24 protein-coding genes, 4 tRNA genes and 2 rRNA genes are annotated in these 24,734 nt (G+C 45.9%); 21 read left to right on the top strand and 9 right to left on the bottom strand.

Features of this window, described 5'->3' with window-relative positions; genetic code table 11:
* Window positions 1-117 precede the first annotated feature (117 nt).
* The 6 genes from M1D72_RS18430 (at window position 118) to M1D72_RS18405 (ending at window position 4,267) form a co-directional block, all read left to right on the top strand.
* A tRNA-Ile gene (locus M1D72_RS18430) sits at window positions 118-194 on the top strand.
* A gap of 109 nt (window positions 195-303) precedes the next feature.
* Window positions 304-379: transfer RNA gene (locus M1D72_RS18425), tRNA-Ala, on the top strand.
* Window positions 380-732: 353 nt separating this feature from the next.
* Window positions 733-3,623 (top strand): 23S ribosomal RNA (locus M1D72_RS18420).
* Between the two features lie 162 nt (window positions 3,624-3,785).
* Window positions 3,786-3,902, top strand: a 5S ribosomal RNA gene (rrf, locus tag M1D72_RS18415).
* A gap of 162 nt (window positions 3,903-4,064) precedes the next feature.
* Window positions 4,065-4,141, top strand: a tRNA-Asp gene (locus M1D72_RS18410).
* Window positions 4,142-4,190: 49 nt separating this feature from the next.
* Window positions 4,191-4,267: transfer RNA gene (locus M1D72_RS18405), tRNA-Trp, on the top strand.
* A gap of 749 nt (window positions 4,268-5,016) precedes the next feature.
* Here the strand turns inward: M1D72_RS18405 and suhB are convergent.
* Complete coding sequence (suhB, locus tag M1D72_RS18400; RefSeq protein ID WP_390188870.1) at window positions 5,017-5,820, bottom strand: inositol-1-monophosphatase; 804 nt, start codon at window positions 5,818-5,820, stop codon at window positions 5,017-5,019.
* Window positions 5,821-5,998: 178 nt separating this feature from the next.
* Here suhB and trmJ point away from each other — a divergent pair, with 178 nt between their 5' ends.
* From trmJ to ndk, 11 genes are all read left to right on the top strand, one after another.
* Window positions 5,999-6,742, top strand: a complete 744-nt coding sequence (gene trmJ / locus M1D72_RS18395; RefSeq protein WP_456296126.1) for a tRNA (cytosine(32)/uridine(32)-2'-O)-methyltransferase TrmJ — start codon at window positions 5,999-6,001, stop codon at window positions 6,740-6,742.
* A 121-nt stretch (window positions 6,743-6,863) separates the two neighbouring features.
* A complete protein-coding gene (iscR, locus tag M1D72_RS18390; RefSeq protein WP_390188872.1) occupies window positions 6,864-7,370 on the top strand; it encodes a Fe-S cluster assembly transcriptional regulator IscR in 507 nt (168 codons plus the stop codon).
* Between the two features lie 30 nt (window positions 7,371-7,400).
* Window positions 7,401-8,615 (top strand): IscS subfamily cysteine desulfurase, encoded by a 1,215-nt coding sequence (locus M1D72_RS18385; protein WP_390188873.1) that lies wholly within the window; start codon window positions 7,401-7,403, stop codon window positions 8,613-8,615.
* 41 nt (window positions 8,616-8,656) lie between these two features.
* On the top strand, window positions 8,657-9,037 hold the full coding sequence (gene iscU, locus M1D72_RS18380; RefSeq protein ID WP_390188875.1) for a Fe-S cluster assembly scaffold IscU: 381 nt from the start codon (window positions 8,657-8,659) through the stop codon (window positions 9,035-9,037).
* A 63-nt stretch (window positions 9,038-9,100) separates the two neighbouring features.
* On the top strand, window positions 9,101-9,427 hold the full coding sequence (gene iscA / locus M1D72_RS18375) for an iron-sulfur cluster assembly protein IscA (RefSeq protein WP_390188876.1): 327 nt from the start codon (window positions 9,101-9,103) through the stop codon (window positions 9,425-9,427).
* 59 nt (window positions 9,428-9,486) lie between these two features.
* Entirely contained in the window at window positions 9,487-10,002 is a 516-nt protein-coding gene (gene hscB, locus M1D72_RS18370; RefSeq protein ID WP_390188877.1) for a co-chaperone HscB, read from the top strand.
* Window positions 10,003-10,022: 20 nt separating this feature from the next.
* The gene (gene hscA / locus M1D72_RS18365) at window positions 10,023-11,876 is read left to right on the top strand and encodes a Fe-S protein assembly chaperone HscA (protein WP_456296125.1); all 1,854 of its coding nucleotides are present in this window, start codon (window positions 10,023-10,025) and stop codon (window positions 11,874-11,876) included.
* Between the two features lie 17 nt (window positions 11,877-11,893).
* The gene (fdx, locus tag M1D72_RS18360) at window positions 11,894-12,232 is read left to right on the top strand and encodes an ISC system 2Fe-2S type ferredoxin (protein ID WP_390188879.1); all 339 of its coding nucleotides are present in this window, start codon (window positions 11,894-11,896) and stop codon (window positions 12,230-12,232) included.
* 21 nt (window positions 12,233-12,253) lie between these two features.
* Complete coding sequence (gene iscX, locus M1D72_RS18355) at window positions 12,254-12,448, top strand: Fe-S cluster assembly protein IscX (RefSeq protein ID WP_390188880.1); 195 nt, start codon at window positions 12,254-12,256, stop codon at window positions 12,446-12,448.
* Window positions 12,449-12,613: 165 nt separating this feature from the next.
* Window positions 12,614-13,900: an aminopeptidase PepB gene (gene pepB / locus M1D72_RS18350; protein WP_456296124.1), complete on the top strand. Its 1,287-nt coding sequence runs from the start codon at window positions 12,614-12,616 to the stop codon at window positions 13,898-13,900.
* A gap of 75 nt (window positions 13,901-13,975) precedes the next feature.
* Window positions 13,976-14,401 carry a nucleoside-diphosphate kinase gene (ndk, locus tag M1D72_RS18345; protein ID WP_390188882.1) on the top strand — a complete coding sequence of 142 codons (426 nt, stop codon included), beginning with the start codon at window positions 13,976-13,978 and terminating at the stop codon, window positions 14,399-14,401.
* 82 nt (window positions 14,402-14,483) lie between these two features.
* On the opposite strand, the gene csdA is transcribed toward ndk, so the two are convergent.
* The 4 genes from csdA to M1D72_RS18325 all read right to left on the bottom strand — a co-directional run bounded on the left by csdA (window position 14,484) and on the right by M1D72_RS18325 (window position 18,090).
* The gene (gene csdA / locus M1D72_RS18340) at window positions 14,484-15,695 is read right to left on the bottom strand and encodes a cysteine desulfurase CsdA (protein ID WP_456296123.1); all 1,212 of its coding nucleotides are present in this window, start codon (window positions 15,693-15,695) and stop codon (window positions 14,484-14,486) included.
* On the bottom strand, window positions 15,689-16,294 hold the full coding sequence (locus tag M1D72_RS18335) for a DJ-1 family glyoxalase III (protein ID WP_456296122.1): 606 nt from the start codon (window positions 16,292-16,294) through the stop codon (window positions 15,689-15,691). Before M1D72_RS18335 ends, csdA begins: the two co-directional genes overlap by 7 nt.
* Window positions 16,291-17,181 carry a 2-dehydropantoate 2-reductase gene (gene panE / locus M1D72_RS18330; RefSeq protein ID WP_456296121.1) on the bottom strand — a complete coding sequence of 297 codons (891 nt, stop codon included), beginning with the start codon at window positions 17,179-17,181 and terminating at the stop codon, window positions 16,291-16,293. Before panE ends, M1D72_RS18335 begins: the two co-directional genes overlap by 4 nt.
* A 108-nt stretch (window positions 17,182-17,289) precedes the next feature.
* Window positions 17,290-18,090, bottom strand: a complete 801-nt coding sequence (locus M1D72_RS18325) for a nucleoside-specific channel-forming Tsx family protein (RefSeq protein ID WP_456296120.1) — start codon at window positions 18,088-18,090, stop codon at window positions 17,290-17,292.
* 345 nt (window positions 18,091-18,435) lie between these two features.
* On the opposite strand from M1D72_RS18325, the gene M1D72_RS18320 reads away from it, so the two are divergent.
* From M1D72_RS18320 to M1D72_RS18310, 3 genes are all read left to right on the top strand, one after another.
* Window positions 18,436-19,011: an LON peptidase substrate-binding domain-containing protein gene (locus M1D72_RS18320; RefSeq protein WP_456296119.1), complete on the top strand. Its 576-nt coding sequence runs from the start codon at window positions 18,436-18,438 to the stop codon at window positions 19,009-19,011.
* 84 nt (window positions 19,012-19,095) lie between these two features.
* Entirely contained in the window at window positions 19,096-19,680 is a 585-nt protein-coding gene (locus M1D72_RS18315; RefSeq protein ID WP_456296118.1) for a sigma-70 family RNA polymerase sigma factor, read from the top strand.
* Window positions 19,677-20,348, top strand: coding sequence for a ChrR family anti-sigma-E factor (locus tag M1D72_RS18310; protein WP_456296117.1), 672 nt, complete (start codon window positions 19,677-19,679; stop codon window positions 20,346-20,348). Before M1D72_RS18315 ends, M1D72_RS18310 begins: the two co-directional genes overlap by 4 nt.
* A 48-nt stretch (window positions 20,349-20,396) precedes the next feature.
* Here M1D72_RS18310 and M1D72_RS18305 read toward each other — a convergent pair whose 3' ends face one another.
* The 4 genes from M1D72_RS18305 to M1D72_RS18290 form a co-directional block, all read right to left on the bottom strand.
* A complete protein-coding gene (locus M1D72_RS18305) occupies window positions 20,397-21,761 on the bottom strand; it encodes an AmpG family muropeptide MFS transporter (protein WP_456296116.1) in 1,365 nt (454 codons plus the stop codon).
* Window positions 21,762-21,810: 49 nt separating this feature from the next.
* Window positions 21,811-22,356: a peptidylprolyl isomerase gene (locus tag M1D72_RS18300; RefSeq protein ID WP_456296115.1), complete on the bottom strand. Its 546-nt coding sequence runs from the start codon at window positions 22,354-22,356 to the stop codon at window positions 21,811-21,813.
* Entirely contained in the window at window positions 22,356-22,925 is a 570-nt protein-coding gene (locus M1D72_RS18295) for a YajG family lipoprotein (RefSeq protein ID WP_390188892.1), read from the bottom strand. The genes M1D72_RS18300 and M1D72_RS18295 overlap by 1 nt, the downstream gene beginning before the upstream one ends.
* Before the next feature lie 68 nt (window positions 22,926-22,993).
* The gene (locus M1D72_RS18290; RefSeq protein ID WP_456296114.1) at window positions 22,994-24,121 is read right to left on the bottom strand and encodes a methyltransferase; all 1,128 of its coding nucleotides are present in this window, start codon (window positions 24,119-24,121) and stop codon (window positions 22,994-22,996) included.
* 140 nt (window positions 24,122-24,261) lie between these two features.
* Here M1D72_RS18290 and bolA point away from each other — a divergent pair, with 140 nt between their 5' ends.
* A complete protein-coding gene (gene bolA / locus M1D72_RS18285; protein WP_456296113.1) occupies window positions 24,262-24,579 on the top strand; it encodes a transcriptional regulator BolA in 318 nt (105 codons plus the stop codon).
* Window positions 24,580-24,734 lie beyond the last annotated feature (155 nt).

Below are 24,734 nucleotides of genomic sequence, written 5' to 3'. Positions count from 1 at the left end.
ATTTTTGTTTAAATCGAGTCGTACAACTGACGAGTAAAGGCGCATACATCAGTATGTAACTGAGCGAGGATAGGCAGTACAACGAGGTATTAAGCAAGAATATCGAGTTAGAAAATTGGGTCTGTAGCTCAGGTGGTTAGAGCGTTCGCCTGATAAGCGAGAGGTCGGTGGTTCAAGTCCACTCAGACCCACCAATTTTTCCTTCTGTTTTGTTGTGAAAATCGTCGTTTACCCTATGTAAACTTGCTCATTTCACTCCGCGCACAAGAAAAAATGACTATTTTATGGTTTAGCCATACAAATGGGGCTATAGCTCAGCTGGGAGAGCGCCTGCATGGCATGCAGGAGGTCAGCGGTTCGATCCCGCTTAGCTCCACCATCTTTAAACGCATTAGAAGTAGTGTTTTTAAACATGGTTTCTTTCAATAGAAAGGAAACTTTGCTCTTTAACAATTTGGAAAGCTGACGAATAACAACAATCCCCTTATCTTTTGATAAGCGTTGTTATTCAAATAAAAGTTCTCAAATCCTATTCTCTATGAGAGTAGGTACCAAAATACACATTCAAGTGTTCTTGGGAACAACATTTATGTTGTTCATATTTGAGTCCGGCAAAATCGAATGTCTCTCGCTCATTCAAATAATGAGAGACACAAACCTTGGTTGCTTATTTGTCTTCACTTTAAAAAGTGAAATCAAATGGGCCATACGCAAGACCCTTTGGGGTTGTATGGTTAAGTGACTAAGCGTACACGGTGGATGCCTTGGCAGTCAGAGGCGATGAAGGACGTACTAACTTGCGATAAGCGTAGATGAGGCAGTAAGAGCCACTTGAGTCTACGATTTCCGAATGGGGAAACCCAAGTGCATAAGCACTTATCTTGCAGTGAATACATAGCTGTAAGAGGCGAACTCGGGGAACTGAAACATCTAAGTACCCGAAGGAAAAGAAATCAACCGAGATTCCGACAGTAGCGGCGAGCGAAATCGGATTAGCCCTTAAGCTTTTAATGATGCAGGTGAACAAGCTGGAAAGCTTGGCAATAAAGGGTGATAGCCCCGTAGCCGCTCCATCATTTTGAGTGAAAACGAGTAAGGCGGGACACGTGATATCCTGTTTGAAGATGGGGGGACCATCCTCCAAGGCTAAATACTCCTGACTGACCGATAGTGAACCAGTACCGTGAGGGAAAGGCGAAAAGAACCCCTGTGAGGGGAGTGAAATAGAACCTGAAACCGTGTACGTACAAGCAGTAGGAGCACCTTCGTGGTGTGACTGCGTACCTTTTGTATAATGGGTCAGCGACTTATATTCAGTGGCAAGGTTAACCGCATAGGGGAGCCGTAGGGAAACCGAGTCTTAACTGGGCGCTTTAGTCTCTGGATATAGACCCGAAACCGAGTGATCTAGCCATGGGCAGGTTGAAGATTGAGTAACATCAATTGGAGGACCGAACCGACTAATGTTGAAAAATTAGCGGATGACTTGTGGCTAGGGGTGAAAGGCCAATCAAACTCGGAGATAGCTGGTTCTCCCCGAAAGCTATTTAGGTAGCGCCTCGGACGAATACTACTGGGGGTAGAGCACTGTTAAGGCTAGGGGGTCATCCCGACTTACCAACCCTTTGCAAACTCCGAATACCAGTAAGTACTATCCGGGAGACACACGGCGGGTGCTAACGTCCGTCGTGGAGAGGGAAACAACCCAGACCGCCAGCTAAGGTCCCAAATTATTGCTAAGTGGGAAACGATGTGGGAAGGCTTAGACAGCTAGGATGTTGGCTTAGAAGCAGCCATCATTTAAAGAAAGCGTAATAGCTCACTAGTCGAGTCGGCCTGCGCGGAAGATGTAACGGGGCTAAGCAATAAACCGAAGCTGCGGCAATGCAATTTATTGTATTGGGTAGGGGAGCGTTCTGTAAGCGGTTGAAGGTGTGTGGTAACGCATGCTGGACGTATCAGAAGTGCGAATGCTGACATGAGTAACGATAAAGGGGGTGAAAAACCTCCTCGCCGGAAGACCAAGGGTTCCTGTCCAACGTTAATCGGGGCAGGGTAAGTCGACCCCTAAGGCGAGGCCGAAAGGCGTAGTCGATGGGAAACGGGTTAATATTCCCGTACTTCTTACAATTGCGATGGGGGGACGGAGAAGGCTAGGTGGGCCTGGCGACGGTTGTCCAGGTTCAAGTGCGTAGACTTAAGAGTTAGGTAAATCCGGCTCTTTCTAAGGTCGAGACACGATGTCGAGCCACTACGGTGGTGAAGTCATTGATGCCATGCTTCCAGGAAAAGCCTCTAAGCTTCAGATTGTAAGGAATCGTACCCCAAACCGACACAGGTGGTCGGGTAGAGAATACCAAGGCGCTTGAGAGAACTCGGGTGAAGGAACTAGGCAAAATGGTACCGTAACTTCGGGAGAAGGTACGCTTCTGACGGTGAAGTCTCTTGCAGATGGAGCTATCGGAAGTCGCAGATACCAGGTGGCTGCAACTGTTTATTAAAAACACAGCACTGTGCAAAATCGTAAGATGACGTATACGGTGTGACGCCTGCCCGGTGCCGGAAGGTTAATTGATGGGGTTAGACTTCGGTCGACGCTCTTGATCGAAGCCCCGGTAAACGGCGGCCGTAACTATAACGGTCCTAAGGTAGCGAAATTCCTTGTCGGGTAAGTTCCGACCTGCACGAATGGCGTAATGATGGCCACGCTGTCTCCACCCGAGACTCAGTGAAATTGAAATCGCTGTGAAGATGCAGTGTACCCGCGGCTAGACGGAAAGACCCCGTGAACCTTTACTACAGCTTGGCACTGAACATTGAGCCTACATGTGTAGGATAGGTGGGAGGCTTTGAAGTAATCACGCCAGTGGTTATGGAGCCATCCTTGAAATACCACCCTTGTATGTTTGATGTTCTAACTTGGTCCCCTAATCGGGGATGAGGACAGTGCCTGGTGGGTAGTTTGACTGGGGCGGTCTCCTCCCAAAGAGTAACGGAGGAGCACGAAGGTGGGCTAATCACGGTTGGACATCGTGAGGTTAGTGCAATGGCATAAGCCCGCTTGACTGCGAGAATGACAATTCGAGCAGGTGCGAAAGCAGGTCATAGTGATCCGGTGGTTCTGAATGGAAGGGCCATCGCTCAACGGATAAAAGGTACTCCGGGGATAACAGGCTGATACCGCCCAAGAGTTCATATCGACGGCGGTGTTTGGCACCTCGATGTCGGCTCATCACATCCTGGGGCTGAAGTCGGTCCCAAGGGTATGGCTGTTCGCCATTTAAAGTGGTACGCGAGCTGGGTTTAGAACGTCGTGAGACAGTTCGGTCCCTATCTGCCGTGGGCGTTGGAGAATTGAAAGGGGCTGCTCCTAGTACGAGAGGACCGGAGTGGACGAACCTCTGGTGTTCGGGTTGTGTCGCCAGACGCATTGCCCGGTAGCTAAGTTCGGAATTGATAACCGCTGAAAGCATCTAAGCGGGAAGCAAGCCTTGAGATGAGTTCTCCCTGGCGCTTTAAGCGTCCTAAAGGGTTGTCGTAGACTACGACGTTGATAGGCAGGGTGTGTAAGCGTTGTGAGGCGTTGAGCTAACCTGTACTAATTGCCCGTGAGGCTTAACCATACAACACCCAAGGGGTTTTGTGGGCTCAAAGCAAGAACAGAATTGAATGTGTAAGAAACAGAACGAAAACAGCTTTCCAAACTTTTTGTTTTCACTTTTTTAGAAAAAGTGAAAGTAAAACAGATAAACTTGCTTGAATGAGCGGGTTTAAAAAAGAATTTGCTTGGCGACCATAGCGATTTGGACCCACCTGATTTCCATGCCGAACTCAGAAGTGAAACGAATTAGCGCCGATGGTAGTGTGGGGTTTCCCCATGTGAGAGTAGGACATCGCCAGGCTTTGATTTGCAATTTGTCTACTGTAGCTTGATGCTTTTGATAATTGCGATGCTCATGTGCACTTGCACACTGCGCTTCTCATTTCAAAATCTTCTACGCACAGCGACAAATGCCTAAATAAAGCAAATCTATATAAGACTTTATTTAGAGACTCAATTTAGTGGAGCGGTAGTTCAGTTGGTTAGAATACCGGCCTGTCACGCCGGGGGTCGCGGGTTCGAGTCCCGTCCGCTCCGCCACTATTCTTTGTTATAAAGAATGAGAGTCGTCTCATAAAACACGAACTACAGGGGTGTAGCTCCAATTGGCAGAGCAGCGGATTCCAAATCCGCGTGTTGGGAGTTCGAATCTCTCCACCCCTGCCATATTTAAGAAGCCTCAGTCGAAAGACTGGGGCTTTTTTACATCCGAAATTTGTTGTTGCGTGTCTATGTCTGAGTGACATAGCAACGGATTCCGCTAATGACTAAAATTGGCGCGTGCAGGGAGCTTGTAGGCAAGTCCCATCGAATCTTCGGTGTGCCGACCCAGTCCACCCCTGCCATATTTAAGAAGCCTCGTTCGAAAGAACGGGGCTTTTTTACATCCGAAATTTGTTGTTGCGTGTCTATGTCTGAGTGACATAGCAGCGGATTCCGCCCATACCTAAAATTGGCGCGTGTTGGGAGCTTGTAGGCAAGTCCCATCGAATCTTCGGTGTGCCGACCCAGTCAACCCCTGCCATAGTTAAGAAGCCTCATTCGAAAGAACAGAGCTTTTTACATGTTTAATTTGGCGTTTTCGTTTCTACGTTGGTGTTGTATACCTGAAGGTCACTAATACCTATATCAGTGTGGTGGTAGGCAAATTGTCCTGGCACATCCTGCCATATATGCGGCTTTAGAAGAATTGCTAGAGCTATTTTCATTTATATTAGTTCTGTAGCCGAATTCCTTATCCCCGGTGGAGAGCTACTTAAGGTGTTAGGTGCTTGAAATAGGAGTAGATCCCAATCAAGTTTGTCTCTGAGATCTGAAAACACGTTCATCAATCTGTACTGACGGCTTTGATTGTTTTCGATGTATACAAAAAAGCCGAGCGTTGCTCGGCTTTCAGCTGTGACGGGCTGATTAACTTATTTTAGAATCGCTTCATTACCGTTTTCACGGATATGTTTGAGTAATTCTTTAGCGCCACGTGCGCTGGCTGCGACGACATTTCCTGATTTCATATAATCAGTGCCACCAGCGAAATCAGTAACAAGAGCTCCCGCTTCACGAGCAATCAGTTCACCTGCCGCAAGATCCCAAGGTTTTAGGCCTAATTCAAAGTAACCATCAACACGGCCAGCTGCAACATAGCAGAGATCTAGCGCTGCTGAGCCTGTACGACGAAAATCAGCGCAGTCGACGAAAAGTGCAGAAATGATTTTTAGGTAGCTTTCAGAGTGCTGCTTTTGTTTGAACGGAAAGCCCGTTGCTAATACAGTACCTTGTAGGTCTTTAAGTGGTTTAACTCGAATACGAGCACTGTTCAGCTGAGCGCCGGCACCACGTTGAGCGGTAAACAGTTCATTAAGCATAGGGTCGTATACACAGGCTACTTCTGTTTTGCCTTTGATACGTACAGCGATAGAGACACTAAAGTGAGGGAGACCTTTGATAAAGTTGGTCGTGCCATCCAGTGGGTCGATGATCCATTGCACGTCATTGTCTTTACCTTCAATTAAGCCATTTTCCTCTGCCACAACACTGTGTTCAGGGTAAGATTGCTTGATGGTATTGATAATGATCGCTTCTGCTTCTTTGTCTACGTTAGTAACAAAGTCATTAGAGCCTTTTTGTACTGATTCAATTTTTTCAGCATTTTCTAGAGATTTGGCAATATGGTTGCCTGCTTTTCGCGCAGCGCGAATCGCAATATTAAGCATAGGATGCATACGAATTTCCCAACGGATGTTAAAGAACAGAAAACGGCGGCGAGTATAACAGAGTGACAGTAAAAGGGAAGTGGTTAATTTTTGCACTTTTAAACGCTAAGCTCTTTAGAGACTGACCAATTGAGTCAGGTATGTGTTAATATCCGCGTCTCATTTATTGGCTACTGCGGATTCATCAATGCTTAATCATGTCAAAGTCGTCCTTGTTGGCACTTCTCACTCCGGTAATATCGGCTCAGCGGCTCGAGCAATGAAAGTGATGGGCTTAAGTGAAATGGTCTTAGTGGCACCGCAGTGTGAAGTCGATGCTCAGGCGATTGCGCTCGCAGCTGGCGCTAGTGATATCGCACTTAATGCTCAGGTGGTTGAGTCACTAGAGCAAGCTGTTGAAGAGTGTACTTTGGTCGTCGGCTCTAGTGCTCGTTCAAGAACGCTGGAATGGCCAATGCTGGAACCTAGAGATTGCGGACGTAAAATGATTGAGCAAGCAGTGCATCACAGTCATTCTGCTCTAGTGTTTGGTCGTGAGAGAACGGGCTTAACCAATGATGAATTGCAAAAGTGCCATTATCACGTTGCGATACCTGCAAATCCTGAGTATTCCTCTCTCAATCTTGCGATGGCGGTACAAACCTTAAGTTATGAAGTAAGAATGGCGTATTTAGAACGTCAGGAGCGGGCGTATTCTGGCAATATTTCTCAGTACCAAGCCGAGTATCCACGTAACAAAGAGTTGGAATTATTTTACTCACACCTTGAAAAGGTACTGATCGACACTCAATTTACTTCTAAAGACCAGCCTGGAAAAGTGATGAATAAGTTGCGCCGCTTGTTTTCGCGAGCGAGACCAGAGATTCAAGAGTTGAATACTTTGCGTGGTATTTTAACTGCGGTTGAGAAATCGATAGGCAGTAAGCGGTAATACGTGGCACGACAAAAGAATAACCCAAAATACCTGAGTAAATTAGTCAAATAAATACTTGACCAAATTACTCGGGTATGAAAAAATCCATACCACATAAACGATGTGGATATGGTGTAATATGAGACTAACATCAAAAGGAAGATATGCAGTAACTGCCATGTTAGACGTGGCGCTTCACTCGCAGCAAAGCCCAGTACCTCTTGCGGATATTTCTGAGCGACAAGGTATTTCACTCTCTTATCTTGAGCAGCTGTTTTCAAAGCTTCGCAAAGCTGGACTCGTCGCGAGCGTTCGTGGGCCAGGTGGTGGTTATCGCTTGGGTGCTGATGCGCAAACTATTGCTATCGGTACTGTCATCGCGGCTGTAGATGAATCTGTTGATGCGACAAAGTGTAATGGTAAAGCGGATTGTCAAGGTGGCTCTCGTTGCTTAACTCATACTTTGTGGCGTGATTTAAGTTCTCGTATTAGCGACTTTTTAAATAACATCACTCTTGGTGAGTTGATGGTTGATAACGAAGTTCTCGAAATATCCGACCGACAAGATATCGATTTGGCGGTTAGTCATGGCGCAGCCAATACAACAACAAGTAGCGCGCCTATCGGAGTTAATGTCCGCTCGTAAGCGGGTCTGCAAGTTACATTGGAGTAGAAAATGAAACTGCCTATTTATTTAGATTATTCAGCGACTTGTCCAGTTGATCCTCGTGTAGCTGAGAAAATGGTTCAGTACATGACGATGGACGGTACTTTTGGTAACCCAGCGTCGCGTTCACATCGTTACGGTTGGCAGGCTGAAGAAGCAGTTGATACCGCTCGTGAGCAAATTGCAGATGTTCTTAATGCTGACCCGCGTGAAATCATTTTTACGTCTGGCGCGACTGAGTCTGATAACTTAGCGATTAAAGGTGCTGCGCATTTTTACGGTAAAAAAGGTAAGCACATCATTACCTGCAAAACCGAGCACAAAGCGGTTCTTGACCCTTGTCGTCAACTTGAGCGTGAAGGCTTCGAAGTCACTTACATTCAGCCTGAACCAAATGGCTTAATTGACCTCAAGAAGTTAGAAGCAGAAATGCGTGATGACACTATTTTGGTGTCGATCATGCACGTAAATAACGAAATCGGTGTGATTCAAGATATCGCGTCGATTGGTGAATTGTGCCGCGACCGTAAAATCGTGTTCCATGTTGATGCCGCGCAATCAGCGGGTAAGTTACCTATTGATGTACAAGAGATGAAAGTTGACTTGATCTCAATGTCAGCACACAAAGTGTATGGCCCTAAAGGTATTGGTGCCTTGTATGTACGTCGTAAGCCACGCATTCGTTTAGAAGCACAAATGCATGGTGGTGGTCATGAGCGTGGTTTCCGTTCAGGTACACTACCGACACATCAAATTGTTGGTATGGGCGAAGCATTCCGTATCGCAAAAGAAGACATGCAAAAAGATTACAATCACGGTAAAGCACTGCGCGATCGCTTACTGGCTGGAGTCAGTGATATGGAAGCTGTGACGATTAACGGTGATTTGGAGCAACGTCTTCCGAACAACTTAAACATCAGCTTTGCCTTTGTAGAAGGCGAGTCTTTGCTGATGTCACTGAAGGATTTAGCAGTGTCTTCTGGCAGTGCTTGTACGTCAGCCAGTCTAGAGCCGTCTTATGTACTACGTGCACTGGGTTTGGATGATGAATTAGCTCATAGCTCAATTCGTTTCTCTTTTGGCCGTTTCACGACCGAAGAAGAAGTGGATTATGCAATTGAACAAATCCGCGTAGCCGTTAGCAAGCTACGTGAAATGTCTCCTCTATGGGATATGTACAAAGAGGGTGTTGATTTGAGCTCTGTTGAATGGGCGCATCACTAATCGTCTCAAGGATAGAACTAGAGGATTCGAGGTAACTTATTATGGCATATAGCGAAAAAGTAATTGATCACTACGAGAACCCACGTAACGTTGGTTCATTTGATAATGAAGATCCAGCGATTGGCAGCGGCATGGTTGGTGCTCCAGCGTGTGGTGACGTCATGAAGCTTCAAATCAAAGTGACGCCAGAAGGCATCATTGAAGATGCTAAGTTTAAAACTTACGGTTGTGGTAGTGCTATCGCATCGAGCTCACTGGTTACTGAGTGGGTAAAAGGTAAATCGATCGACGATGCTGCAGCAATCAAAAACTCTGAAATTGCAGAAGAGCTTGAGTTGCCGCCAGTGAAAGTTCACTGCTCAATTCTTGCAGAAGACGCAATTAAAGCGGCTGTTGCTGATTATAAGAAGAAACATCAGTAAAACCGTTTATAATGGGAGCTTTCTTGCTCCCATTCCATCGATAGAATCAGTTTAAGGTGCAGTATGGCCATCACATTATCAGACGCAGCAGCTTCTCGAGTAAAAGCTTTCCTTGAAAACCGTGGTAAAGGCATTGGTTTACGCCTTGGGGTCAAGACGACTGGCTGTTCGGGAATGGCTTACGTGCTGGAGTTTGTTGATGAGCTCAATGAAGACGAAGATGAAGTCTTTGAGCACTCTGGCGTAAAAGTGATCATTGATAAAAAGAGCCTTGTTTACTTAGATGGTACTCAACTTGACTATGTCAAAGAGGGGCTAAACGAAGGTTTTGAGTTCAATAACCCCAATGCGAAAAGTGAATGTGGCTGCGGTGAAAGCTTTAACGTTTAATAACTAAGTGTCTGGTTGTTGCACAGCAGTCAGACATCTCGCAAAGGACCTGACACTCCATGAATCACTTTGAATTATTTGGGCTACCAACTCAGTTCCAGCTGGATGGTAGCCTTCTTTCTTCACAGTTCCGTGAACTGCAGAAGCGTTTCCACCCAGATAACTTTGCTACCGGATCGGATAGCGAACGCTTACAAGCGGTGCAAAAAGCGTCACAAATCAATGATGCTTATCAGATTTTAAAAGACCCAATTACTCGTGCTGAGTATTTACTGGCTGAGCAAGGGGTGGACATTCGTAGCGAACAGCAAACGATGCAAGATCCCATGTTTCTGATGGAGCAGATGGAGTTGCGCGAGCAACTCGAAAGCATTGCTCATTCATCAGACCCTGAATCAAAATTACTCGATTTCGATAGTCGTGTCTCTAAAATGTACAAGCAGCACCTTGCTGCTGTTGAGCAAGAGTTGGGCGATGAACTTTGGTCCCAAGCGGCTGATCGTGTACGAAAGCTCAAATTCATTGCCAAGTTAAAGAGAGAAATAGAGCTAGTCGAAGATAAACTCCTGGGCTAGATTGTAATAAAGGACCAATTATGGCGTTACTCCAAATCGCAGAACCCGGACAAAGTTCGGCGCCTCACGAACACAAATTGGCCGCTGGTATCGATTTAGGTACTACCAATTCGCTGGTTGCTTCGGTAAGAAGTGGTGAAGCGAACACGTTAGCGGACGATCTCAACCGAAGTATTTTGCCGTCTGTCGTTAGCTACGCTCAACAGCAACCCGTTGTTGGCTATGAAGCGAAACAGCAAGCGGAATTGGACCCTCAAAACACCATAATTTCCGTGAAGCGTTTGATTGGTCGTTCGCTCGAGGATATTCAATCTCGCTACCCCACGTTGCCTTACCGTTTTACGGCCAGTGAATCTGGATTACCTCTGCTGAACACCGCTCAAGGAAGCCGAAATCCGATTCAAGTCTCTGCAGACATACTTAAAGCGCTTGGACAGCGTGCTGAAAAAAGCTTAGGGGGCGAATTAGCCGGTGTCGTGATTACCGTGCCTGCCTATTTTGACGATGCACAGCGAGCGGGTACCAAAGATGCTGCTAAGTTGGCGGGCCTTCATGTTTTACGCCTACTAAATGAACCTACGGCTGCAGCCATTGCCTATGGCCTTGATTCTGGTCAAGAAGGCGTAATCGCTGTATACGATTTAGGTGGTGGCACATTCGATATTTCTATCCTTCGCTTGTCTAAAGGCGTGTTTGAAGTACTTTCAACGGGCGGAGATTCAGCATTAGGTGGTGACGACTTCGATCATTTGATTGCTGAGCATTTACTCGAGCAAATCACTATCGAGCGTCCACTGTCGGCTGAGCAAAATCGAATTTTGCTCAATGTCGCGACTGAGGCCAAAATTGCGCTATCTCAGTCTCAAACCACCTCGATTTCAGTACTTGGTTGGGAAGGCGAATTGACTCGGGACACATTGAACGAGCTGATTGAACCGCTGGTTAAAAAGACCTTATTGTCTTGTCGCCGAGCATTGAAAGATGCACACGTAGACAGTGATGAAGTCCTTGAAGTGGTCATGGTTGGTGGTTCAACACGCACGCCTGCAGTTCGTGATATGGTCGGTGATTTCTTTGGCCGCACGCCATTGACGAGCATTAACCCTGACGAAGTCGTCGCGATAGGCGCGGCCATTCAAGCCGATATTCTTGCCGGCAATAAGCCCGATTCTGAAATGCTACTTTTGGATGTTATTCCTCTCTCTTTAGGAATTGAAACCATGGGCGGCTTAGTTGAGAAAATCATTCCACGCAATACCACGATTCCTGTTGCACGAGCTCAAGAGTTTACCACCTTTAAAGATGGGCAAACAGGCATGAGCGTCCATGTAGTGCAAGGTGAGCGTGAAATGGTTGATGATTGTCGCTCACTGGCCCGTTTTTCATTAAAAGGCATTCCTCCCATGGCGGCGGGCGCTGCGCATGTGCGTGTGACTTATCAAGTTGATGCAGATGGTCTTTTGTCTGTCACCGCGATGGAGAAAAGCACTGGCGTGCATTCTGATATTCAAGTTAAACCGTCCTACGGGTTAAGTGATACGGAAGTCGCGGACATGCTCAATGACTCGATGACTTACGCGAAAGAAGATATGCAGGCACGAGCGCTTGCAGAGCAACGCGTTGAAGCTGATCGAGTGATTGAAGGCTTGATAGCGGCGATGCAAGCCGATGGCGATGAACTGCTGAGTGAGCAAGAAAGCCAACAATTAGTTAAAGTCATAGAGTCACTGATTGAAGTGAGAAATGGCGATGATGCAGATGCCATTGAACAAGGCATTAAAGACTTAGATAAAGCCAGCCAAGACTTTGCTTCTCGCCGAATGGATAAATCGATTCGTGCTGCTCTCGCTGGTCAGTCTGTGAATGATATTTAATAGAGGTTTTTAGTTATATGCCTAAGATTATTGTTTTACCTCATGAAGATTTATGTCCAGAGGGTGCGGTTTTAGACGCTCAAACGGGCGAATCGGTACTGGATGTGGCACTAAAAAACGGCATCGGTATCGAGCATGCGTGTGAAAAATCTTGTGCTTGTACGACGTGCCATGTCGTTATCCGAGAAGGTTTTGATTCACTGGAAGAGAGTGATGAGCTGGAAGATGACATGTTGGATAAAGCATGGGGATTGGAGCCTGAGTCTCGTCTTGGCTGCCAAGCGCGTATTGCCGATGAAGACTTGGTGGTCGAGATTCCAAAGTACACCATCAACTTGGCAAAAGAAGATCATTAAGACAACCGGTAAGGTGAAACAATGAAATGGACTGATTCTCGCGATATCGCGATAGAACTTTGTGACCAATATCCTGATGTAGATCCGAAAAACGTACGTTTTACCGACTTGCATCAATGGATTACCGAGCTCGAAGAGTTTGATGATGATCCGAATCGTTCAAATGAGAAGATTCTGGAAGCCATCATTCTTTGCTGGATGGATGAGATGGACTAGAAGATTATCTTCTTAATCTCACATTATTAACAATTTGCACTAAAAAAAGCGGGCTAAATAGTCCGCTTTTTTATCAAGTTGACATAGTTACCCTACATAATGCTAACATCCTAGGGTTTAGATAATAAAAGCGTAGGCAACGCTACACAAAGACAAGGAGAAACCATGTCTACACAGATGTCTGTATTTATAAGCCAAGAGGCCGCTTTACCGCACTGGGGTGAAAAAGCGACGTTGTCATTTAATGAAAATGGTGCGGTTATTCACCTAGATCAAGGTTTTGATCTTGCCGCCATTCAGCGCGCCGCTCGCAAGTTGGACGCGCAAGGAATTAAACAAATTGCTTTGCAAGGCGAGGGTTGGAATTTAGAAGCGGCTTGGGCATTCTCTCAAGCTTACCGTAACCCAAAACTGAATAATGAGTTGACGTTACCTGAGTTAAGCGAAGCTGACAGTGCTGAACTTCAAGCTCGCATCAAGGCGGCCGACTTTACGCGTGACCTTATCAATAAATCGGCAGAAGAAGTGGCACCTCGTCAATTGGCAACGATGGCATCTGAATTTATCAAGTCGGTTGCACCTGAAGGCACTGTGAGCATCAAAATTGTCAAAGATAAAGATTTACTGGTTGAAGGTTGGGAAGGCATCTACGCAGTAGGACGTGGTTCTGAGCGTACGTCTGCCATGCTGCAGTTGGATTACAACCCAACCGGTGATGAAAACGCGCCGGTTTACGCGTGTTTAGTCGGTAAAGGTATTACCTTTGACTCCGGCGGTTACAGCCTTAAACCATCGAATATGATGGGAGCGATGAAGTCAGACATGGGTGGTTCGGCAACCGTAACCGGTGGCCTTGCACTGGCGATTATGCGTGGCCTTAACAAGCGTGTAAAACTCATTTTGTGCTGCGCGGAAAACATGATTTCAGGTCGTGCGCTTAAATTGGGCGATATTATCACTTATAAGAATGGCAAAACGGTTGAAATACAAAACACTGATGCGGAAGGTCGTCTCGTTCTGGCTGATGGTTTGATTTACGCTTGTGAGCAAAAGCCACAGCTGATTGTTGACTGTGCAACGCTTACCGGTGCCGCTAAAAATGCGCTTGGTAATGATTACCATGCATTGATGAGTTTTGACCAAGAGTTATCTCAGCAAGCGCTGAAGGCTGCGCAGCAAGAGAACGAAGGGCTTTGGCCTCTGCCGTTAGCGGACTTCCACCGTGATATGTTGCCGTCGAATTTTGCTGACTTGTGTAACATCAGTAGTGGCGATTACTCCCCAGGTGCAAGTACCGCGGCGGCTTTCTTGTCGTATTTCGTTGAAGATTACAAGCAAGGTTGGTTACATATTGACTGTGCGGCAACTTACCGTAAATCAGCGACAGATAAATGGGCAGCCGGCGCAACGGGAACGGGTATTCGTACCTTAGCGCGCATTTTAGCTCAATAACCAAAGTCAACTAAGGATAAGCAGACACATTTCTGCTCCAAGAAAATTTATTACAATTCAAAAGGAAAATACCCTATGGCGCTAGAGAAAACATTTTCAATTATTAAACCCGATGCGGTAGAACGTAATTTGATCGGTGAAATTTATCAGCGAATCGAAAAAGCCGGCCTGAAAATTGTGGCGGCGAAAATGGTGCATTTGACCGATGAGCAAGCAAGCGGTTTTTACGCTGAACACCAAGGCAAAGAGTTCTTTCCGCCACTGAAAGAGTTTATGACTTCAGGGCCGATTATGGTTCAAGTTCTTGAAGGTGAAAATGCGATTGCGCGCTACCGAGAATTGATGGGGAAAACGAATCCACAAGAAGCGGCTTGCGGTACTCTACGTAACGATTATGCACTGAATATGCGTCAAAATTCGGTACATGGTTCAGACAGCCCTGAGTCAGCCGCGCGTGAGATCGAATTTTTCTTCCCGCAGTCTGAAGTATTTTCTCACTGATTTGAAGTTTGTAGAGCTTTGATATTTTAAGTAAGCCTCTCTATATCGGGAGGCTTTTCTTTTTATGGACCGTCAGCCGTAGCTATAGCAAATCACACGCCTTGTGAACGGCAGCAACCAAGCGTGTCACATCTTGTTCCGTATTATAAATACCAAACGAAACTCGTACCGTACCTGTGATGTTAAGCGCATCCATAAAGGGATGTGCGCAGTGATGGCCAGAGCGAACGGCGATCCCTTGCTGATCAAGTAAAGTCGCCAAGTCTTGATGATGAACACCTTGAATAACAAAACTTAAAAGTGATGAGCCCGGTTGGTAGCCGATGATGTCGATATCATCGATTAAGCTAAGTTGTGTGTAAGCCATGTGTTGCAACTGAGCGATGTGCTGTTCAATATCGGCGAGCTTAAAGCCTTGATACCATTCAATGGCTTTGCCAAGAGCAATGGCTCCTGCCACATTCGGCGTGCCTGCTTCGAATTTTCCGGGAAGTGCAGAAAAAGAGGTATGTTCAAAGCTGACTTTTTCGACCATTTTCCCTCCCCCGTGCCAAGGTGGCATCGCTTCAAGTATGTCTCGCTTGCCATACAGAACGCCAATACCTGCAGGCGCATAAAGCTTATGACCAGAGAAAACATAAAAATCGGCATTGAGCTCAACGACGTTCACAGCTTCATGCACAATACCTTGAGCGCCATCGATCAGTACCATAGCACCAAACCGATGCGCCAGTTCAATACACTGTTCTATTGGTTGTCGCGTGCCCGTCACATTGGTGATGTGTGCCAGCGCGACAATCTTTGTTTTGTGGTTTAGCAGAGATTGAAAAACATCCATATCGAGTTGGCAATTGTCCGTCATCGGCACTTTAACCACTTTTGCCCCAGTTTGCTGCGCGACAATCTGCCAAGGAACAATATTGGCGTGATGCTCCATCTCTCCCACTAAAATTTCGTCACCCATGGATAAGTGATTACGAGCATAGGTCTGCGCAACTAGGTTAATTGCCTCGGTTGCACCGCGAGTCCAAATGATCTCTTCTATCGCTTGGGCTCCAATAAATTGACGAACGATGTCTCGTGCATGCTCAAACTGGGTTGTCGCATTGGCGGTTAAGCTGTGACTACCGCGGTGTACGTTTGCGTTTTGCTGGCGATAGTAGTCAGCTATCGCATCGATAACGACATCGGGTTTTTGAGTCGTCGCAGCACTATCTAGATAAATCAGTGGTTGATGATTAACTGTCTGCGCTAGTGCTGGAAATTGCGCTCTAATACTGACTGTTTCTAGCATTCTTGCTGACCCATCTTATGGTAGTGAAGGGTCGGTAGAGTAACCATTGGCTCTGCGACCGTCCACGCATGAGCTTTTCCTGAAAAATGAATAATAATTTCCATCGCAAACTCCAGTGCAGTTCCCGGACCTTGGCTGGTGATGAGATTATGGTTGATATCAATGGTTACTCGCTTGTCACGCCAACGCGCTTCGGGAATATGCTGACGAAAGTTTGGGTGGCCTGTCATCAAGGCGTTCGGGTAGAGTTGATGGCGTTGCAATACCAAGGCGGGAGCAGCACATATGGCCGCGACGAGTTTACCTTCGAACATCTGTTGGCGAACCATTTCGACAAGCAGCGTACTGTCACTAAACGTTTGTGCCCCTTCTGCGCCGCCGGGAAGAATGATGGCGTCAAATTGATTATCGGCAATATCGACTAAGGCACAATCTGCGGTTAGCGTAACACCACGGGAGGCTTTTAGTGCCAGTCTTCCTTCAAAATCAGCACTGGCTGTTGTGACTTGATATCCTGCGCGTACCATCATATCGATAATCGTAATGGCTTCCATTTCTTCCGTTCCTTGAGCGATAAGAACGAGGACGTGTTTACTCATGAGCAACTCCCGATGTTTTCAATCTGTTTGATGGCAGTGTAGAGCTTTTGGTTTGCTGGTGTCTCAATGCTATGTTTACGCGCGCAATTGAGTAAATACCCGCTAATAAAATCGATTTCTGTCGGTCTTTGATAAAAAATATCTTGCTGCATTGAGGAATAATTTTCTGCGGTTTTCTCAATAACACTATCGACCTGTTGGCGAAGCGCGTGTTGAGCAACTGCAAACCCTTCACATGCCATGACTTGACTGACTTCGAATACAACCTGGTCAAGCGTCTCTTGGTATTGCATTTTACTTAGCGCGCCATTTCGAATGTTATGCAGCGCGGTGAGTGGGTTAATGGCACAATTTATCGCCAATTTATTCCATAATGCGCTTTGAATATTGTTTTGCCAAATACACTCGGGCAGCGCATGGTTTAATACGTCAGCGATAAACCCACATTGCAATGCTTGGTGGTTATGTGCGCCAATCAGCGTTTGGCCGACACCAACATGTTGTGAGTGGTGTTTTTGCGGTTGAAACGCCCCATGTGTCGTCGTGCCCAGTAACATAGGGTTACTGGAAAAGACCTGACTGACAGATTCTGCCGTCCCCATGCCATTGTGAAGCAGCAGAATCATCGCCTCTGGTGCGATGTGACTCCTGATTTGATTCAGTGCCGATGAGACCTGCCAGGCTTTAAGCGTGACTAAGATAAGGTCGGCATCAGCAACCTGTCTTAAGTGGTTATTCGGCAAAGTCACAGGTCGCTGGTCATTTAGCGTCAGACTTAATGTATCGCCATCAACACGACTCTGAATACTCACCTTGTGCCCGGCTTGTTTTAATTTGTATGCCCATAAGGTGCCGATAGAACCAGGGCCAACCACGACAATATTCACAGACTGTTCTCGATGCCAACTAATGCAGGCAAGGATAATAATTCATAACCAGAAAGCAAATAAAAATGGCGCCCAAGGGCGCCATTTTTTTACAAGCATTAACAAAGCTTAGAACTTGTAAGTCACAGAGATGTAGTGACCGAAGCCGGTAGAATCGACACCAGAGCCATCTTTAATACCGTAGATGTTTTTAAAGCCTTTTAGACCGTAACCGACCGCGTAGCGATCTGAGTGCCAATATAGACCATTAAACATTGTACCACCTGTGGCATGGCCTGCGTACTCAGACTTCATACCAAATTGCCAGTCAATATAACCTTGGTAAGAAATAAATGAGCCGTTTTCAAAGAAGTGCAGTGGTTTAAACCAGTTAGTTGCTAGGTGATAGCCGTTCCAGTCGCGATCGTTACCTGAATAGGTAGAGTAAAGGTTTAGACCAATTTTACCTAACCATGGCACTTCAACATCAGAACCTAGACCAATTTTTTGGTTGTTAGTGTCTTGACCACTAGCACCACCGCTCCATTCAATCAAAGAAGCAATGTAAAGCTCTTTGACTGGGCCGAAAGACAGATCTTTACCAGTCAATGCATCTAAAGACATACGAGGCGCAAATTTCATAAACAGTTTGCTTTGCCCGTCTTTGTCACTGCCTGGATCGTTCGTTAGGTTGAATACATCGACATAACCGTAGAGGTCAAACAGGCCAGAGCGACCGCCAAATTCCATCTCTAGGTAATCGTGATCAGAACCGTCAGGGAAACCTGGTAGCTCGTTAAAAGCACCCATTAGGTTAAATTGTAGCCACTTGTAGTCATTTTTGTGGATGTCGCCATCAGAGTAATCAGCGGCCATAGCTGGCGCTGACATTGCTGCTAGCATGCTTAGAGTTAAAAGTGATTTACGCATAAGGAGTTCTCTATGTTTGTAAAAGTGAAAGTGGAATCACCGTTCTTGCTGCACTCGTTTCTTGTTGCCGAGTTGTTATCCTGCGAATAATAGCGATTTCAATCTCAAATTGAAGCCTAAATGTATGTAAACATGACTTTAATAAGTGACGAGTGTCTCACTATTAAACAAAGGTTGTACTGCGACGGTCTTGTTTCATGTTTTTGCATTAATTTTGATACCGAAATCGATTGCGCAAGCGGTTGTTCTTATTTTTATGTTTATCAAATAATCAACACATTGAGTAATTGATCGCTATATGACCGGAATACGTATTAACGTGTCAAAGAGTGTGAGGAGTGCCCAATGTCTGACATTATGTTGTTTCCGCTAGGCGCGGTGATTTTGCCTGAAGGAAAGATGCGACTAAGAATCTTTGAACCGAGATATCAGCGGTTAGTCACGGAGGCGAGTAAAGGGGACAATACGTTCGGTATTTGCCTGTTTGAATCTGAGCCTGATTCATCATCCGGCTCGCTGTCAGCCACTGGTACTTTAGTACGTATTGTTGATTTTGAGGCGCTCGATGATGGTTTGCTGGGGATTACCGTCGTAGGACTTAAGCGGTTTTTAATTCAGCAAGTGCGCTTTGAACCTGACGGATTGCGTATCGCGAGAGTGGAATGGTTGTCTGCGTGGCCTGACCGCGACCTCAACCCGGATCATCAAACATTGAGTCGTCAACTACAGTCCATTTACCAGCAGATTCCCGAGTTAGGACAGCTTTATGACCAGTGCTTTTTTGATAACGAGAGTTGGGTTGCACAGCGCTGGTTAGAATTGTTACCGCTGAAAAGGCGACAGTTTGATCACTTAACGTTGCAGCCAGACTGTTCGCAGGCGTTGGATTTCTTGGATCAGGCGATTGAGGTCGAAAAATAGCTATACTCACAATGATCGAGTTCTGAACTTTGTACGTACAATTTACGAGTGCAGGGTTATCGCCAAGGGGCAAAGGGTGCTGCAATGTTAAATAAAGATCCACAAGGGTTTAGTCGGGAAGACTGGCGTTTGTGCATGGAACAAGTAAAACAACAGGATAAACACGCTTTTGGTCTGATTTTTAATCACTTCTCGCCGCGTTTGAAGCAATTTGCTTTCAAGCATATCGGCAATGAGCAAGTTGCGATTGAAGTGGTTCAGGACACATTGGCGATGGTTTGGCAAAAAGCCGCTCTGTTCGACGGCAAGAAAAGTGCGCTGTCGACTTGGATTTACACGATTGCTCGCAACCTGTGTTTTGACATGATGCGTAAACAAAAAGGACGTGAACCACACGTGCTTGCTGACGATATTTGGCCGAGTGATTTTACGCCCCCTGATATGGTCGAGCATTACTCGCCGGAACAAGACCGACTCAAGCAGCAAGTTTTAAAGTTTTTAGATTTATTACCGGAGCCACAGCGCAAAGTCGTTCAGGCTGTATACATAGAGGAGATTCCTCACCAGCAGGTGGCGGACATGTTTGATATTCCTCTTGGTACAGTCAAATCTAGGCTGCGTTTAGCGGTTGAAAAGCTTCGGTTAAGTATGGAGGGCGATAGGCCATGAGGTTCCATCCTGACAAATTATTACTTCAGCAATATGCGCAAGGTGATGTAGATGCAACCCAAGGTCTTGCTCTTGCGGTGCACTTAGAGTCTTGCCCCGAGTGCCACCAACAGGTTGTCCGTTTTGAGCGGCAACTCGGCGCAAAGCTTGAACACCAAGCGATGGAGCCGTCGGACGACTTACCGTCTGAAGATATGCTGTCTCAGATCCTTACTCTACCTCAGAAGAGTAGGGAAGAGCTTCTCGTGCCGAGTAAACCACATCAAGTGACGGTCAATAGTCGACGTTTCACGTTGCCAAAAGCCTTGTATCCGTTTAGAGATAGAATCGGTGATTGGCGCAACTATGGCGGCAAAGTGTTCAGTGCGGTGATTGATTTGGAAGAAGAAGCGCGAGTGAACCTGATGTACATGGCGCCAGGCGTTTCGGTTCCCCAGCATACGCACAAAGGCTATGAATCGACTCTGGTACTGCATGGCGGGTTTAGTGACGAAGATGGTCACTACCGTGCGGGCGATTTTTTGTTGAAAGATGCGTCAGTCAAACACAGTCCAACCACATCCCAAGATGAAGATTGCTTATGTTTGAGTGTTCTGACTGAACCCATGTTATTTACTCAAGGTGTTGCCAGAATCTTTAATATGTTTGGTAAAGGGCTGTATCCGTAAATAATTCTCACGATAAAAGGGCGACTCCGATGAGTCGCCCTTTTATCGTCAAGTTGATTGATTCTCTCGATGTGCTTTATCCAGTAACCGATTGAAGTAGTGACGAAGGGAATACAGCATCAGCAAACTCGGTACTACCATCAGTGCAGTGATGACAAAGAACAGTGACCAGTTATTGAGTAAATCGGCTAACTCTCCGCTAAATGAAGCCAGTACGGTGCGGCTAAAGTTCCCCAGAGAGGCTAGCAGCGCATATTGAGTGGCGGAAAAAGCTTGACCAGTCAGCACCGTTAGAAACGAGACAAACGCCACGGTCGAGAAAGCGGTCGTGAAGTTATCGACAAAAATGGTGGCCACAAATAGGTGTTCATTGGGACCAACATTTGCAATCCATGAGAACATTAAATTGCTGGCCGCCATCGCAGTGCCACCAATCATTAGCCCTTTAACGATGCCAAATCGTACGTTAACCATGCTGCCAATAAAGGTAAATAGCATGGTGACCCCCCAGCCCATAAGTTTTGAGTAGTTACCGATTTGTTCGTTGGTAAAACCGATCTCTTTATAGAAAGTGATCGACATTCGGCCAAGGAAAGCTTCCCCAATCTTAAACAGAAATACGAAGAGCAATAGAGTCAGGGCGACGCGTGTACCGTTACGTCGAAAGAAATCAATGAAGGGTTCGAATAGCGTCACGGTTAGCCAAGAGATGACTCGGTTGCCTACAACATTCGTATGGCGTTTTTCCGCTTCTGACTGCAATTGATCTCGCAAAGTGATAGGTTCACCTACCAGTAGGGTAAACACCATTAGCAACCCGACGACAAATGCCATGCCATAGTAAACTCCATTCCAGCCAATTTGGTCGGCATTGATAAACGCTAAATAACCCGGAAGGGAGTACCCCGTCCACCATCCGATAACAGCCATGGCAGACGCCTGTGGCAGTTTTTCCGATTGAGAACGAGGAAAGGTATCAATCCTAAAGGCATCGATGGCGATATCTTGAGTTGCCGAAGCGGTGGCGATTCCAAGAGCCACCATAGACGCAAACATCAAGTCATGACGTGGGTCTATCCCTGCGATCACTAATGTGCAGGCTAAGATGATGGCTTGGCAGAAGAAGATCCAACTGCGTCGCTGGCCCAGTAATGAATGCAGAAAGGGCAGTTTTACTCGGTCAACCAAAGGAGCCCAGAGAAAATTAATACTATAAACGGCAAATACGCTACCAAAATAGCCAATTGCAGTACGGCTGAGCCCTGCGTCGGTTAGCCAACCCGACATATTTGAGCCAATTAATACCCAAGGAAAGCCACTTGAGCAACCAAGCATCAAAACCCATAGTAGGCGGCGATCGAGGTAACTACGGAAGGTCTCGGCCCACGATAGATGAGAAGGATTAGATGACATGCATGGTCCTTAAGATGAATAAGGCTCTACAAAGTAGAGCCCATAAGTTTTATTTTTCTACGCTAACCGCAGTGATGATAATCGGTTCGACTGGCACATCTCGCATGCCTCGCTTCGCAGTCGTTGGTTTTTTAGCCATATTCTGAATGACATTAAACCCTTGGGTTACTTCACCAAATACTGCGTAACCTGGCGGACGCTGTTTGTAGTCAAGAAAGTTATTATCGACAAGGTTGATATAAAACTGACGAGTCGCCGAGTTAGGGTCGTTGGTGCGCGCCATCGCGATGGTAGCGGTTTTATTGCTTAAGCCATTAGTCGCTTCATTGGTGATGGGCGCGTAAGTCGGTAGACGATTCATTTCTTGGTCAAAACCACCACCTTGTGCCATGAAATTAGGAATCACGCGGTGAAATTGACTGCCAACATAACTGCCGTCATTCACGTATTTCATAAAGTTAGCCACACTGATAGGCGCTTTTTCTTGGTTCAACTCAACCGTGAATGGGCCAAGATTGGTCTCAAACGTTACTTTGGGGCCTGCAAATACGGAGCTACTGACCAAAGTCAGGGCAAGAACCAGTGATTTCCACATCAGAAACGTTCCTTCATGTAGTTTTGCAGTTCATTATCATTGGCGATTTCTTCAAGCACTAGGTTCATCACATCATTGAGCACGCTTTGAATTTCTTCGTTAGATGCACTCATCATTCCGTTGCGACTTGCGGTGCCGGTATACGTCTTAACCAGCTTACCTTTTGGTGTTTCTGCGGTCACTTCGAGCACCAAGTTGGCATCCATTTGGTTTTCTAGTACGGAATGCTTAACGGAAACCAAAGCTTCTTGGATTTCTAACTCGACATTGTTTTCGCTATTTACCGTATTTTTGAAACCTTGAGATTCAAACTGTTCCAACAGGGCATTCTCTAAGGCAATGCGTACATTTTGCTTAGCATGCAGAGGTTCAATGTTAGAACGTCCACTGTCAACAAGGGCGACATATTGCGCAGCTCGAACATCTTTACTGGTTAGAGAGAAGGCTTTGCCTTGAGTTATGGTGTTCATGCTCAGTTGCGGCTGAAGTGTCAAATTCAACTGTTCTTGTTGTGGGGCAGAACATGCTGTTAATAAAGCAATAGAGGCTGCCAGAACGAATTTTCTCATGCTAATGGTTCCTTTCTACTTTCTCTTGTTCGAGATGAGTGGTATCTGTTTTAGCAGATAATAGTGAATTATTTAGTCGCTTGTAAAATAACAAATTTCTTATTGACTGCGATTTGACGTAGCTGAGCTTTACCAAACAGCCTTGCAAGCTTGTTATCGTATCCGAGGTGACGGTTACCGATAACCAATAACTTACCTTTTGCGCGTAGAACTTGCTTAGCATCACAGAACATTTGCCAAGCAATATGATCAGTCACGGCTAATTGTTGATGAAACGGGGGATTACAGACAATTAAGTCTGCACTCTGTGGCGCAAAATCATCAAGGCAATTATTGACCTTGGCTTCAAATTGGAACTCGGGTCCCAAAGCCGCTTTCACATTCAGCGTTGCGGATTCAACCGCCATATAACTCTCATCGACACCGATAATTTCAGCGTTAGGATTGAGTTGACCGAGTTTCACAGAAAGGACACCGTTGCCACAGCCCAGATCGATAATCCGTTTAAAACGTTCGTCTTTCGGTAAATAGGGCAATAAAAACCGTGCACCAAGATCCAAGCTTTCTCCGGAATAGACATTGGGCAAGTTTTTTAAGGAATAGTTCTCTCCATCGACTGACCATTCGACAAAGGGAGAGAGTGGCTGGGGCGACGCATCTAACTGTGAAAATACTAAGCGATGTTTTTTCCATGCAAGTGAAGTGGTTGTGGTTCCCAAATGCTTTTCAAACAGTTTTAAGGTCGAAGTGTGTATTTCTCGTACTTTATTGACTGAAACTACCCTGCAATTTGCCGGTAAAGTGTTACGAATTTTGTCTAAAATCCAGCTGAGATGGCGATTGCTTTTGGGGATTTTAAGTAAGACTAAGTCGGTATCTGACGGTAGCTCATTGAGGGTATTTAAATGCGTGATAGGTACGCAATGGTTACGGCTTAGATTTGCTTTCGCACCTTGATGAGCGATAAACGAATCGCTTACCATAGTCACATTGTGATGCTTGGATAAATAGCACGAAAGCGCGCCAAAGCTGTCATTGATGATAACGATATTCTGAGCAGAGGGTAAGCCGAGTTGCTCGATGTGGTTGATTAAGTATTCATCGCCCGCATCCCAAGCTTGAAGCGTTTCATTTTGGCGGGTTGGGTAGCGGTGCAGATATAAATGACGCTCGTTTAGCGTAAGCTCAGTTTGCATTTTTGGAAAGACTTGTTAGTTAAGGAACTCACGCTATTGTCGCAAAAGGTTAGAGAAGTGCAAACCAAAACCTTTCGATTATCTCGGTAGCACGTTAGACTGAGCTGTCGTGATAAATAATATCTATGGGATGATTTCGCATGCTTCAGCCGATTATAGAGCAAAAGCTTCTTGCTGCATTTGAACCTCAGCATCTTGAGGTGATCAATGAGAGTTACATGCACAATGTACCAGCCGGCTCAGAGAGTCATTTTAAAGTGATCATTGTCTCTGAGAACTTTGATGGAAAACGCTTACTTGCAAGACATCGCTCTGTGAACCAGACTTTAGCTCAAGAGTTAGCTGGGCAAATTCATGCGCTTTCAATGCACACTTATACACCACAAGAATGGATGAGCGAAAATCAACAAGCGCCAGATAGTCCAATGTGTATGGGTGGCAGTAAAACGGATCAGTAATCACCCAAATGTTTTAACAGCCTATAAACAAATCACTGCGTCACTGAATGACAGTTTTGGTATTTTGTAGGCAAATTGTTGCTTGAAACAGAGTGCTTTCAGGTAGATTATCTTTGTGCGTTAGCTCAAAAATATGGTGTTTTCTTAACCTTTTA

Source organism: Vibrio sp. AK197 (assembly GCF_053903115.1).
The sequence above is the reverse complement of the archived record's forward strand: the minus strand, read 5'-3'. Positions and strand labels throughout refer to the sequence as shown.